Here is a 12,012-nt window from a genome sequence, read left to right as displayed (position 1 = left end):
AATAGTGAAGTTAAGACAATTTTTTTTACGTTAATTTCACCTCATTTAATGCCTCAAAAGTGTAATTTAGTCTTCTTTATTCCCTGTTTTCGCTCTTTTGTAGCTAAATTTCACCCACTATCCTTATTTGGTATATACCAATTTAGGGGTGAATATAAATTCACAATATAGGTTCGATTGAGAATTGGATGTGAAAAAATTGGGTTTGTTAGCTCTTATGCTGTAAGGGGGGGTGGGTAAGGGATCGCTTCAGTACTGTGTGTTTGCTAGCCAGTTAGTCGAAAGATTCAATGAAAAGACGAGTTTAGAGTGATGCTCTGGTAACAAAATCAGGTATAATCGAGCTCATTTTTATCAATAAAAGAACACTATGAATCAATATCTAGCGGTTGCCTCAAACGGCCTTGAGAATTTATTAGTTGAAGAACTAACCCAACTAGGGATTACAAACGCAAAACCTGTCCAAGCAGGTGTTAAATTCAAAGCGACCAATGAGCAAATTTATCGTTGTTGTTTGTGGAGTCGTTTGGCTTCTCGATTTGTACGTGTCCTTTCTGAATTCACTTGTCAGGACGACATGGATTTGTACCTATCGACCACTGCGGTCAACTGGGTGAATCAATTCCATAGCTCTAAGCGTTTTGTGGTTGACTTCAACGGTACTAACCGTGAAATCCGCAACAGCCAATACGGCGCGATGAAAGTGAAAGACGCTATCGTTGATTGCTTCGAGAAGAAGTCATTGCCTCGTCCTTCTATTAGTAAAGAAAACCCGGATGTTCGTATTCACGTTCGTCTACACCGTGACAAAGCGATTCTTGGTGTTGATATGGTAGGTAGCGGTCTGCATCAACGTGGTTACCGTCCAGAATCTGGTCGTGCACCTTTGCGTGAAACGCTTGCTGCAGCGATTCTTCTTCGTAGTGGTTGGGATGCAACAAAACCTTTCTTAGATCCTATGTGTGGTTCAGGTACGTTAGTGATTGAAGCGGCAATGATGGCTGCGAACATGGCTCCAGGTGTTAAACGCCAGAAGTGGTGTTTTGAATCACTAGAAGATTTCGAACCAGAGCTTTGGGCTGAAGTTAAAGCTGAAGCGAACGTTCAAGGTCGTCGTGGCGTTAAGAAAGTAGAATGTAAGTTCTATGGTTATGACAATGATGAACGCATGATCAAAACAGCACGTGACAACGCTCGTCGTGCTGGTGTTGAAGAGTTGATTGAATTCGAAGTAGGTGACGCTGCAAAGCTTAAACGCCCTACAGAATTTGCTGATGGTGTGATTGTTTCTAACCCACCTTATGGTGAACGTCTAGGTACAGAGCCAGGCCTAATTGCACTGTACACGGCATTCGGCGCACAGCTTAAAGCTGAATTTGGCGGTTGTAACGCGTCTATCTTCTCTAGTTCAGACGAACTACTTAGCTGCTTACGCATGCGTGCAGACAAACAGTTCAAATTGAATAACGGTGCGTTACCGTGTCACCAAAAAAATTACTCAATTTCAGATCGTCCGATGTCAGAACGTCCAACGGGCGAGCAAGAACAGCTGATTGCTCCTGACTTTGCAAACCGTCTTAAAAAGAACATCGGTAAAATTGGCAAGTGGGCTAAGAAAGAGCAATTAGATTGTTACCGTATCTATGATGCTGACTTACCAGAATACAATGTAGCGATTGATGTATACCCAGGTCACCTTGTGATTCAAGAATACGCAGCGCCTAAAGATGTACCGGAAGAGAAGGCAAAACGTCGCTTAACCGATATTATCCGTGCTTCTATTCAAGTAACGGGCGTTGAAGCAAACAACGTTGTGCTTAAGGTTCGTCAGAAGCAGAAAGGCCGTTCTCAATACCAGAAGATGGCTCAAGACTCATCTAACCTAGAAGTGAACGAATACGGCGTTAAGCTGATTGTTAACCTTCACGATTACCTAGATACGGGCCTGTTCCTAGACCATAAGATCACTCGTCGTCGTATCGGTGAGATGGCGGCAGGTAAAGACTTCTTAAACTTGTTTGCTTACACAGGTAGTGCATCTGTTCATGCAGCAGTGGGTGGCGCGCGTTCTACGACAACAGTAGACATGTCTAATACTTACCTAGAGTGGGCAAAAGAGAACATGGAGCTTAACGGCCGCGTTGGTCGTCAACATCAATTTGTTCAAGCGGACTGTCTACAATGGCTGGCTAAAGAGCAAGGTTCTTACGATCTGATTTTCATCGATCCACCAACGTTCTCTAACTCAAAGCGTATGGATCAATCTTTTGATGTTCAACGCGATCACATTCAGTTGATGGAAAATCTTAAGCGTCTTCTTCGTGAAGAAGGCACGATAGTGTTCTCTAACAACAAGCGTCACTTTAAAATGGACTTGGAAGCTCTCGATGAGTTAGGTCTTAAGGCTCAGAACATCTCTGCTAAGACACTGCCATTAGACTTCTCTCGCAACAAGCACATTCATAACTGCTGGTTGATCACACATAAGTAGTTAAGAGATTGTATAAGGATATATAGTGCTGACTCTCTACAGTACAGAAGGGTGCCATCTATGTGAGATGGCATTCCAACTCACGGAACAGTTAAACATTAGCCATCACGTCAACGTTGTCGACATTGCATTTGATGATGAGCTCTTTTCCCGTTACGGGGTCACTATTCCGGTGCTCAAATTTGAAAGCTCTGACCTTTCTCAAAGCTCAGAGCTTAACTGGCCATTTGGCTTGTTAGAACTTAATGATTGGTTAAAGAAGAATGGCATTACTTACAATTCATAATGGGCAATTAGCGTTTGGCGACCACCCGTTATTAGATCGTGCGGATTTCGCACTGCAAGAAAACGAACGTGTGTGTTTAGTAGGGCGCAATGGCGCTGGTAAGTCTACGTTGATGAAAATCCTGTCTGGGAACATCATCATGGACGACGGCAAGATGCAAATCACACAAGATGTGGTTGTATCTCGTCTTGAGCAAGATCCACCGCGTAATGAGCAAGGTACCGTTTATGATTACGTTGCTGGTGGCCTAGCAGAAATCGGTGAACAGTTGAAGATCTATCATGATCTTCTGGATCTCATCGGTACTGACCCTAGTGAAAAGAACCTAAATCGTCTTACTCGTGTTCAAGAGCAATTGGATCATGCGAATGCATGGCGCTTTGAAGATCGCGTAAGCAACGTATTGGCTGCACTTAAGCTGACAGCTGAAACAAAGCTGACTGATTTATCTGGTGGTTGGCAACGTAAAGCGGCGCTTGCTCGTGCACTTGTGTGTGACCCTGACGTGCTTTTGCTAGATGAACCGACTAACCACCTAGATGTTGCAACCATTGAATGGTTAGAGGGCTTCCTGAAAGATTTCCGTGGCTCAATCATCTTTATCTCGCATGACCGTGCATTCATTAAATCGATGGCAACACGTATCGTCGACCTTGATCGCGGTAAATTGAGCTCTTTCCCTGGTGATTACGAAAACTACCTTGTTGAGAAGGAAGAAGCGCTTCGTGTTGAAGAAATGCAAAATGCTGAATTCGATAAGAAGCTCGCTCAAGAGGAAGTATGGATTCGTCAGGGCATTAAAGCTCGTCGAACCCGTAACGAAGGCCGTGTACGTGCGCTTAAGAAGCTACGTGAAGAGCGTTTGAATCGCCGTGAAGTGCAGGGCAAAGCCGTGATCCAAATCGATGATGGTCAGCGTTCAGGTAAGATTGTATTCGAAGCTGAAAATCTTAACTTTGGTTTTGAAGGTAAAGAGATTGTTAAAGATTTTAGCTTCAACATCATGCGTGGTGATCGTATTGCTCTGATTGGTCCTAACGGTTGTGGTAAGAGCACGGTACTTAAACTGCTTCTTGATCAACTTCAGCCAGATTCAGGTCGTCTGCATTGCGGTACTAAGCTTGAAGTGGCTTACTTTGACCAATACCGCGAAATCCTAGACCCAGAGAAGTCGGTGATTGATAACCTAGCAGACGGTAAGCAAGAAGTGACCGTAGGCGGACGTGAGCGTCATGCACTAAGCTACTTACAAGATTTCTTATTCTCTCCAAAACGTGCTCGTACTCCTGTTAAAGCACTATCTGGTGGTGAGAAAAACCGTCTGTTATTAGCTCGTATTTTCCTTAAATCGAACAACTTATTGATTCTCGATGAGCCAACCAACGATCTAGATATCGAAACTTTGGAACTTTTAGAAGATTTGCTTGCCAACTATCAGGGTACGCTTCTTTTAGTGAGCCACGATCGTCAGTTTGTTGATAACACGGTTATGACAAGTTGGATCTTCGAAGGCAACGGTGTGATTGAAGAATTTGTTGGTGGCTATCACGATGCTCAGCAGCAAAGAAAGCAGGCATTAGAGTACCGACAGGTTGAAAAGCCATCAAAGCTGGCGAAAGTAGTTGAGGAAACTCCCAAAACTGTGCCAGTTAAGGCTAAACCTAAGAAGTTATCGTATAAGCTACAACGAGAACTAGAAGCGCTACCAATGCGTTTAGAAGAATTGGAAACTCAAATTGAAACTCTTCAGGAAGAAGTCAACGATCCAAGCTTCTTTTCAAAATCTGTAGAGCAGACACAACCAGTATTAGATAAGCTATCTGCAGCAGAGCAGGAGCTTGAAGTTGCTTTTGAGCGCTGGGAAGAGCTCGAGGCACTACAACAGGAAAGTTAAGAAGTAATAATGACTTGTACTAAATTTAAACTAACAACAGTTGCAGCATTAGTTTTTGCTGCAACTAATGCCAACGCTGCGCTGTATAAGGTAGTGGAAGTCACGCCTTCGATTACTGGTGCATCTGAAATCTTTGGTGTAGCGATCCAGCCTGGTAGTGCTACCGACGGAACGAATGACCTTGCACTAGGATGTTTTGACTCAGCGGCAACAAACTGTGCTGACAATACATTCAAACTCGCTGGTGAAACTCGCAATACGGTTGAAGCGGTAAGCTATCGCGAAGAAGTGCCTTTCGCTATGGATGCACCTTTTCAATACATTCAAGAGTTTATAGATTTTGAAAACTACTGCTACCGAGAGTTAAGGTATTCAACTTGTCAGAGTTGGGCGGAAAAACGTTGGAATGATACTTGGAGCAAAGAAAGAAACGACCTAAGTTATGTAAATGCAAAAGCGTTTGTTGAAGGTGGTGATACATTCGATAATAGAAATACTGTTATTAATTCACTTTACGTTAACGATGCCTTAGAAGTTGAGCCTTTGGGGGTTAAATCTGAGGGTGATATTCGTAATAATGCGCTTCACACCGATTCCGTAGCTCCAGATGGTACCTCGGAAACTCGTGCGTGGCACGCGATTAAAGCAAGTAACGGCACTGTTTACAATGTAGGTAGTGTGTCTACGAAAGGTTCTAGTACCGGTACTTCGGATACAACGTTTAGTTCAAAGGCGGCAATTTGGGACGGAACGGCAACCAAAGAAATTGATTGGATTCGCACCGGTGATGCTAGACAAGGGGATTATTTTGCCCAAGGTAGTATGCGTTCAATCGTTGAATCAAAGTCTGTTTTTTATGGTGTTGGCTATAATACTGCAGATGGTAATGGTGATCTACAAGACATGAATGCTAGTGTATTTGTGAGTAGTTCATTAGATCTTACTAGCGCAACATGGACAACCACACAGATTAGCGGTGCAGAGGTTAAGTCTGGTTCATCGAAAGACGATGCTAGATACAGTAATTCTGTCGCGACTGATATCAACGACAACTTGTTCGCAGTTGGTTATGCCAAACGTAATGGCTATGTTCCGGAAAATGGCAGCGCAGGGAATAAGATTTTTGTTGTAACGGATGCGAAAAACCCAACAGCAACTTTCTTGTCTGGCGGGATTTTCTTTAGTGGCTCAAGTGGCGAAGCTAAAGCCGTAAATAACTACAATGAATTTGTAGGCCAGATTGATGCGGAAACGACTCGTGAAGTTGACGGTAGTGAACGTAGACATCGTGGTTTTATTTACCCTTACTCTGTCGAGGCTCCAAATAATGTAAGAGTTGACGCAGTATTTAATAATCAAGCTTGGTGGCTTGATGACTTAACCAATGGGGCGAACGCCGATGGTCAAGACTACTCTGACGCAAATAACTATTTCCGAATCATAGATGCAACAGACATTAATGATGCGGGGGTTATCTCTGCTACTGCAATTAAGTGTACAGTGGGTGGTAAGGCACAAGCGTATGATACAACGTCTCACAACTCATACTGTGGTGGCGCGTCATCTAACGCAGTAGAAGAGGTGGTAGCGGTTAAGCTTGTTCCTATTGCTGGTGCAACCAAAGCTGATATTCAAACTCGCAGTACTGATACTGAGAAAGTTGATCGTCAAGGTGGTAGCCTGGGTTGGTTAACTTTGACTGTACTTGGTCTGTTAGGGTTCCGTAGAAAATTTAAATAATTTTTTTCTCTTGAGCCCGAGTTCACAATTCTGAACTCGGGCTTTGTTTCGCCTTGAGAAAATCGGAAAATTGGTCGATTCTTAAACTTGGAGTCACAAAAGCTCCGCAAAGTTGTAATCATTGTATGTTAGTAAATCGAAATACCCGTATGAGGACTGCACTATGAAGAGACAAAAGCGTGATCGACTAGAACGAGCACAATCTCAAGGCTATAAAGCTGGTTTAAACGGTAGGTCACAAGAAGCTTGCCCATATAGCCAAATGGATTCTCGCTCTTATTGGTTAGGTGGCTGGCGAGATGCCAGAGATGATAAACAAGCAGGTCTCTACAAGTAGATAGAGCGCAACGAATTCAAGGTCAGGGCTTCATTGTTTAAAATGCAATGGAGCCTTGTTAGTTTTAGGGCTAGGTAAAGTTTGCAAACGGCGAAGAGCAATGTTTCTATGATCTTGACGTTTCATTCATTGCTGGTGGATTTGGCATATTCTTATTTTAAAATTGGTATTGATGCACTATAACTAAATATCTTGAAGGCAAAAATAAAGCAGCCAATGGCTGCTTTATTTTAATCTAGCTATCTAATTAGAATGCTGACGTATCTTGGAAAAGGCCAACTTTCAAATCTTTAGCAACATAGATCTCTTTGCCGTCAACAAGTACGCGACCGTCTGCAAGGCCCATAACTAGGCGACGGTTAACAACGCGCTTCATATGGATCTCGTAAGTTACTTTTTTCGCTGTAGGTAGGATTTGACCTGTGAATTTAACCTCACCAACACCAAGAGCACGGCCTTTACCTTCGCCGCCAACCCAACCAAGGTAGAAACCAACCAGCTGCCACATAGCGTCTAGACCTAGACAACCAGGCATTACAGGGTCACCAGGGAAGTGACAATCAAAGAACCATAGGTCAGGAGTAATATCGAGCTCAGCAAGAACCAAACCTTTACCGAAATCACCTTCAGTCTCAGACATTTTAGTGATGCGGTCCATCATCAACATGTTTGGTGCTGGTAGTTGAGGACCTTGTGGCCATAGTTCGCCTTGGCTTGAAGCTAGAAGCTCTTCGCGAGTGTAAGAATCACGTTTGTTTTGCATTATCAATTACTCCGATTTTTGATAGGTGCATATTAGTGAACAGGTGTACGCTAAACAAGTCCGATCAGTACTAGACAAACCAGTTTTTGATGCGTCCCACAATTCCCATTGGGTGCTCATGTCTTTCAAAGTTTTCAATACGTTCCGCGATTTTGCTAAGAACGCTTTCTTCTTCATCGTCTCTAAATGGTTTGTTCATAATTAGAGGAATAGCTTCGTCTACATTTGACACAGACCAGATGTGAAATTCTTCGTTTTTGATGCTTTCGATTAGGTCTGGTTTAAGAGCAAGATGCCTTAGATTCGATCTCGGCAGAATGACACCTTGTTTACCAGTGAGTCCTTGGTGTTTACAAACATGGTAGAAGCCTTCGATTTTCTCATTAAGGCCACCAACGGCTTGTACACGGCCAAACTGGTCGACTGCGCCTGTTACAGCAATCTGTTGGTCGATAGGGTACCCAGACAGTGCGCTTACTAGAGAGCAAAGCTCTGCGAGAGAAGCGCTGTCGCCATCAACTTCACAATACGACTGTTCAAACACGACAGATGCAGCGTATGGCAATGGATCTTCAAGGTTTAATGCACTGCTAACAAACGCCTGCATGATCATCATGCCTTTCGCATGTAGGTTACCACCAAGCTCTGCTTTACGTTCAACATCTGAAATGTCGCCATCACCAAAGTGAATAACGCATGAAATACGTGCAGGTTCACCATAAGAGATTGGGTGACCTGGAACGTCGATGACGGTGAGACCATTGACTTGGCCAACTTGTTCACCTTCGGTTTCAATGATGACTTGGCCATCGCGAATGTCATCTAGAGCGCGCTCTGGAAGATATGATTCTCGATTGTATTTGTGTTGTTGAGCTTGTTGGACATGGTGGATATCAATTTCGCCGTGGTTGGCTTCAACCAGTGCTTCGCTAAGCAATGCGTTATGCCAAATTGGACACAGTGGAATGTAACTTTGATCTTCCGTTTCTCGTGCGCCAGCGGTCAAAATCGCCGTTAACGCGTTTTGTGTAATGTTTGGTAGATCAAAACGTTGCACAATCCACTTAAGGTAGCCAAGGTATTGAATCAAAGTTTCTTCAGATAGTTTAATGTCTTGTTCAATTTCACTGAAAAGACAAAAACCAGTTTGAATATCGCTATCTAAGTAATCCAGGTCACCGAGTTGCGATCGGTCTCCAAGGACAATCAGTTTAATATTGTATGGAAGAGGAAGTGTTGGTGATTGATTCAAGTGCTCAGGGTTACTGCTGATTGGCTCCACAGCTTCCCCAAGCAGTGCTGACTTTAATAGCAACCAGCTTCCTGGGTTCGCAAGAATTAAATTAGCTGACACGACCAGATAACCGTTGTTCGCTCTAGCGAGTAAACCGGGCTTAGTAGCAACAACTTTGCCATCACGTGATTGAACTTGATCAAACAGAGAGGTCGCGTTCAAAGATTCGGTTTTGATAACCGGCTTTGCATCGTCATCTAATTCAGCAACTAAAGATTCAACGATCATTTGGCGATAGATCGAGTTGTCCGGAGAATTCACCAATAATACACGTGAAAGGTTAGATAAACGGACAAAGCGAGTTAACGCGTCTCTGAATCGGTGTTGAATAACTGAGAATGGGAGAGGCGAGATGTCATGGAATTGCTCTAATTGAGCATTATATTCGTCGTACTGAGGCGTAACATGTCGCCAATCTACTTGAGTCATTTAGGTTTCTGATTAGGATAATAAGGTAGGGAGTATATAGAAAAACTGATCTCGCTTGTAGCTCTATATCGACGCGATCAATCACAGGACAAATATAAGTATGATCTTGGTCTATTCTTTCAAGACAATAATTGTTAAATAGCCTGTTTTGGGTTACGCTGTCACTAGAATTAACTCGCGAGATTAGACATGAAATATCAGCAACTTGAAAACTTAGAATGTGGTTGGAAATGGAACTATCTGGTCAAAAAATGGAAAGAAGGCGAATCGATCACTTGCCATATTGATTCAAGTGAAGCTGAGGTCGCAATACAAGCGCTCTTAAAGCTTGAGCATCAACCAACTGGCGTACTTGAATGGATCTCAGACAACATGTCTCCAGAGCTCGATAATAAGCTTAAACAAGCGATCAGAGCGAAGCGAAAACGCCATTTTAACGCTGAGCAGGTTCACACAAAAAAGAAATCAATCGACCTCGATTACCGCGTGTGGGAAAAGTTATCTCAAAGAGCGAATGAGTTGGGGTGCACCTTGTCTGACGCCATCGAATACCTGGTAAGTGAAGCATCTCGCAGTGAACAGGCGAGTAAGACGGTAACAAGCCTTAAAGAAGATTTGAGCAAGCTTCTTTCTGACGATAAGTAACCATCAATATTAGTGGTGACTTTATGATGTATGTAATCTTAATCGGTGCAGTGTTGATATTTTGGCTGGTTGCGGTCGATAGGCCTGTACTAAAAATAAAATTCAATGATGGAGCTATTGAGCAAGTAAAAGGTCATCTACCACCAAGTTTCAAACACAACCTTCAAGAGATTGGACACAATAATGCGTTTAAAGGTGAACTGAAAGTGTACGCGAAACGCTCTGGTTACAATCTGAAGTTCACTAAGGATGTACCAAAGAGTGTTCAACAGAGAATTCGTAATGTGTTCCCGCATAACCGCTTTAAATCGAAAGGCTCAAAGAAAGCGTAATCTCTGATAATTACGTGTTGTCTAATACAACACCATACTAAGTTAGTCCTAAACACCTCTCTATTGTCTTTATACTGTTTTCAATTTTTACGAATAGAGAACAGTATGAGATATCTAGTACTTTTATTGTGTTGTTTGCCACTATTAGCAATTTCAGACGACTCTTTGATTAATCCAGTCGCAAAAAAGATCAAAACCACCGTTCTAAAAGGTCTCAACAAGAGTCATATTGAGCTAGAAGGGTATTGTGACCTTATGATTGAGATGAAGCACGCCAAAGGTTATGCACAAATCAAAAAGGTTAGAACATCTGGAGATAGCAAAATCTGTAAAGCGGCTAAAAAGCACTTGCCTAAGCGTAAAAAGTTTAAATACAGCTTTCCTGAGAAATATATTCGTCTCCACATATCAGAATAGCTACCACCTAATACACTATAACTCAATATCTATAATTTTAATGAAACAATTTCGTGAACCAATCTCTAATTTCTATTAATATTTAGCTCACTTATAAAGTCAGCATGTGCTGCAAAAAAAGATTAGGGCAAAGGAAAGTCTCGGTTGTTGTTAGCAAATAAAAATTACACCCCAGAAGTCATAGAGATCTCTAGAAAAGTTTCAATTAACGTTGAGACTCGTTTTACTAAGTGGTTGATATCTGAAAAGTATAAACTCGACCAATCCACGGTCGACACGCTGCTTAGCTTAGAAAATAGATATTGTGAGAGCGTCATATTTAATGAGGCAGACCGAATCTCACATAATCAACGCATTCTTTTGCGTTGTGAACGAGATAGAGTCAACGCCAAACGCGAGAAAGTAGCGGCCAAACAACAAACACTACGTTATGTTATTGACGATGTGAGTGACGCGGCTTCAGCGCTCATGTTAGAGAAGCTTCAAGGTACACTGATAAGCTCTCTGTTCACACAGCTGCCAGATTACAATCAGTTTGCTAGTGTCGCGTATTCTCCGTCTTTGAACTTTTCCAAGTTACACAAAATTTCATCAGAGAGTCGGGGACTTAGCTCTAGCCTTGTTGAATTTGTTTCCAATCGTGAGTTTACAGATAAATACGGCAAGAAATCGAAAATCATACTCGATCCTAAAGTCGCAGTAAGGCAAATCGGTATAGAGAACTGTCGGCTGCTGTTTCCGTTACTGATGAGCCAACAGCTGATCAAGTGGAACGATGGCAATATCAAGCATATTGTGCCGAAGGTTTGGCAACACTTAGTGGTGACTTCAAACGCTACGCGTATAAGGCTACAAGAAACGTCCGTTAAAGATCCGAACGTTGGCATCCTTCTTGGCGTTTTGAGAGTGTTACCTTTATTCTTGATTTGTAATCACTTTTCTTCAATTTTCGAAGATGCCTTGGTGAAAACTATGCTCGGTTATCGAGACGCCAGTGACAGACATGAAGAATATTACGCTTGCGCTGAAGTCATTCCAAATACTCAGTTTCTAGAGTCTATGGTAGAGCAACTTGAGTTGAAGCTGCTTCAGAACCTCGTCGAGTTTATTGATTGGAGCCCTGGCAACCAGTGTATAAAGAGAGCGCTGTTAGAGGAAGTGAACGATGTTCCAGTGTTAGAAAGAACCCTCTACGGAGCAGCACTGGCTCAAGGAAGAAAGTTCTCAATTTTTGAAGCACTGAGCAATAGTGACTTCTTTAATATTAAGCACAGACCTTATTGGTTTTCGAATGTTCAGATGTCAGTAACGACGATTGAGCAAATGCAGAATAGGGGACCAGGTAAAATCACCGACAAGATTTAATGAAAAGAGCCACAATTGA

11 protein-coding genes are annotated in these 12,012 nt (G+C 42.5%); 9 read left to right on the top strand and 2 right to left on the bottom strand.

Annotated elements, in window-relative coordinates:
• The first annotated feature begins 370 nt into the window (after positions 1-370).
• From rlmKL to rmf, 5 genes are all read left to right on the top strand, one after another.
• Entirely contained in the window at positions 371-2,491 is a 2,121-nt protein-coding gene (gene rlmKL / locus L1D11_RS03560) for a bifunctional 23S rRNA (guanine(2069)-N(7))-methyltransferase RlmK/23S rRNA (guanine(2445)-N(2))-methyltransferase RlmL (protein ID WP_239832614.1), read from the top strand.
• A 25-nt stretch (positions 2,492-2,516) separates the two neighbouring features.
• Positions 2,517-2,777 (top strand): glutaredoxin family protein, encoded by a 261-nt coding sequence (locus tag L1D11_RS03555; protein ID WP_019823251.1) that lies wholly within the window; start codon positions 2,517-2,519, stop codon positions 2,775-2,777.
• Positions 2,755-4,671 carry an ABC transporter ATP-binding protein gene (locus L1D11_RS03550; RefSeq protein WP_239832613.1) on the top strand — a complete coding sequence of 639 codons (1,917 nt, stop codon included), beginning with the start codon at positions 2,755-2,757 and terminating at the stop codon, positions 4,669-4,671. The genes L1D11_RS03555 and L1D11_RS03550 overlap by 23 nt, the downstream gene beginning before the upstream one ends.
• Before the next feature lie 9 nt (positions 4,672-4,680).
• Positions 4,681-6,411: a DUF3466 family protein gene (locus L1D11_RS03545; protein ID WP_239832612.1), complete on the top strand. Its 1,731-nt coding sequence runs from the start codon at positions 4,681-4,683 to the stop codon at positions 6,409-6,411.
• 163 nt (positions 6,412-6,574) lie between these two features.
• A complete protein-coding gene (gene rmf / locus L1D11_RS03540; protein WP_004742306.1) occupies positions 6,575-6,748 on the top strand; it encodes a ribosome modulation factor in 174 nt (57 codons plus the stop codon).
• 247 nt (positions 6,749-6,995) lie between these two features.
• Here rmf and fabA read toward each other — a convergent pair whose 3' ends face one another.
• Together fabA and L1D11_RS03530 are read right to left on the bottom strand one after the other, a co-directional pair.
• Positions 6,996-7,511, bottom strand: coding sequence for a bifunctional 3-hydroxydecanoyl-ACP dehydratase/trans-2-decenoyl-ACP isomerase (gene fabA / locus L1D11_RS03535; RefSeq protein WP_004742305.1), 516 nt, complete (start codon positions 7,509-7,511; stop codon positions 6,996-6,998).
• Positions 7,512-7,581: 70 nt separating this feature from the next.
• A complete protein-coding gene (locus tag L1D11_RS03530; protein ID WP_239832611.1) occupies positions 7,582-9,234 on the bottom strand; it encodes a Lon protease family protein in 1,653 nt (550 codons plus the stop codon).
• Between the two features lie 189 nt (positions 9,235-9,423).
• On the opposite strand from L1D11_RS03530, the gene matP reads away from it, so the two are divergent.
• The 4 genes from matP (at position 9,424) to L1D11_RS03510 (ending at position 11,993) form a co-directional block, all read left to right on the top strand.
• The gene (gene matP / locus L1D11_RS03525; RefSeq protein ID WP_004742303.1) at positions 9,424-9,879 is read left to right on the top strand and encodes a macrodomain Ter protein MatP; all 456 of its coding nucleotides are present in this window, start codon (positions 9,424-9,426) and stop codon (positions 9,877-9,879) included.
• A 23-nt stretch (positions 9,880-9,902) separates the two neighbouring features.
• A complete protein-coding gene (locus L1D11_RS03520; RefSeq protein WP_239832610.1) occupies positions 9,903-10,211 on the top strand; it encodes a DUF3634 family protein in 309 nt (102 codons plus the stop codon).
• Positions 10,212-10,316: 105 nt separating this feature from the next.
• The gene (locus L1D11_RS03515; protein WP_239832608.1) at positions 10,317-10,628 is read left to right on the top strand and encodes a hypothetical protein; all 312 of its coding nucleotides are present in this window, start codon (positions 10,317-10,319) and stop codon (positions 10,626-10,628) included.
• Between the two features lie 144 nt (positions 10,629-10,772).
• Positions 10,773-11,993, top strand: coding sequence for a hypothetical protein (locus tag L1D11_RS03510; RefSeq protein ID WP_239834809.1), 1,221 nt, complete (start codon positions 10,773-10,775; stop codon positions 11,991-11,993).
• Positions 11,994-12,012 lie beyond the last annotated feature (19 nt).

It is taken from the genome of Vibrio sp. Isolate32 (assembly GCF_022397955.1).
Lineage (GTDB): Bacteria > Pseudomonadota > Gammaproteobacteria > Enterobacterales > Vibrionaceae > Vibrio.
The sequence above is the reverse complement of the archived record's forward strand: the minus strand, read 5'-3'. Positions and strand labels throughout refer to the sequence as shown.

Excerpts from the sequence above, each read along its gene's own strand:
- L1D11_RS03520 (WP_239832610.1), top strand. The coding sequence starts at position 9,903 with ATGATGTATGTAATCTTAATCGGTGCAGTGTTGATATTTTGGCTGGTT.
- L1D11_RS03545 (WP_239832612.1), top strand. The coding sequence starts at position 4,681 with ATGACTTGTACTAAATTTAAACTAACAACAGTTGCAGCATTAGTTTTT.
- L1D11_RS03530 (WP_239832611.1), bottom strand. The coding sequence starts at position 9,234 with ATGACTCAAGTAGATTGGCGACATGTTACGCCTCAGTACGACGAATAT.
- fabA (WP_004742305.1), bottom strand. The coding sequence starts at position 7,511 with ATGCAAAACAAACGTGATTCTTACACTCGCGAAGAGCTTCTAGCTTCA.
- matP (WP_004742303.1), top strand. The coding sequence starts at position 9,424 with ATGAAATATCAGCAACTTGAAAACTTAGAATGTGGTTGGAAATGGAAC.
- rmf (WP_004742306.1), top strand. The coding sequence starts at position 6,575 with ATGAAGAGACAAAAGCGTGATCGACTAGAACGAGCACAATCTCAAGGC.
- L1D11_RS03515 (WP_239832608.1), top strand. The coding sequence starts at position 10,317 with ATGAGATATCTAGTACTTTTATTGTGTTGTTTGCCACTATTAGCAATT.
- L1D11_RS03550 (WP_239832613.1), top strand. The coding sequence starts at position 2,755 with ATGGCATTACTTACAATTCATAATGGGCAATTAGCGTTTGGCGACCAC.
- rlmKL (WP_239832614.1), top strand. The coding sequence starts at position 371 with ATGAATCAATATCTAGCGGTTGCCTCAAACGGCCTTGAGAATTTATTA.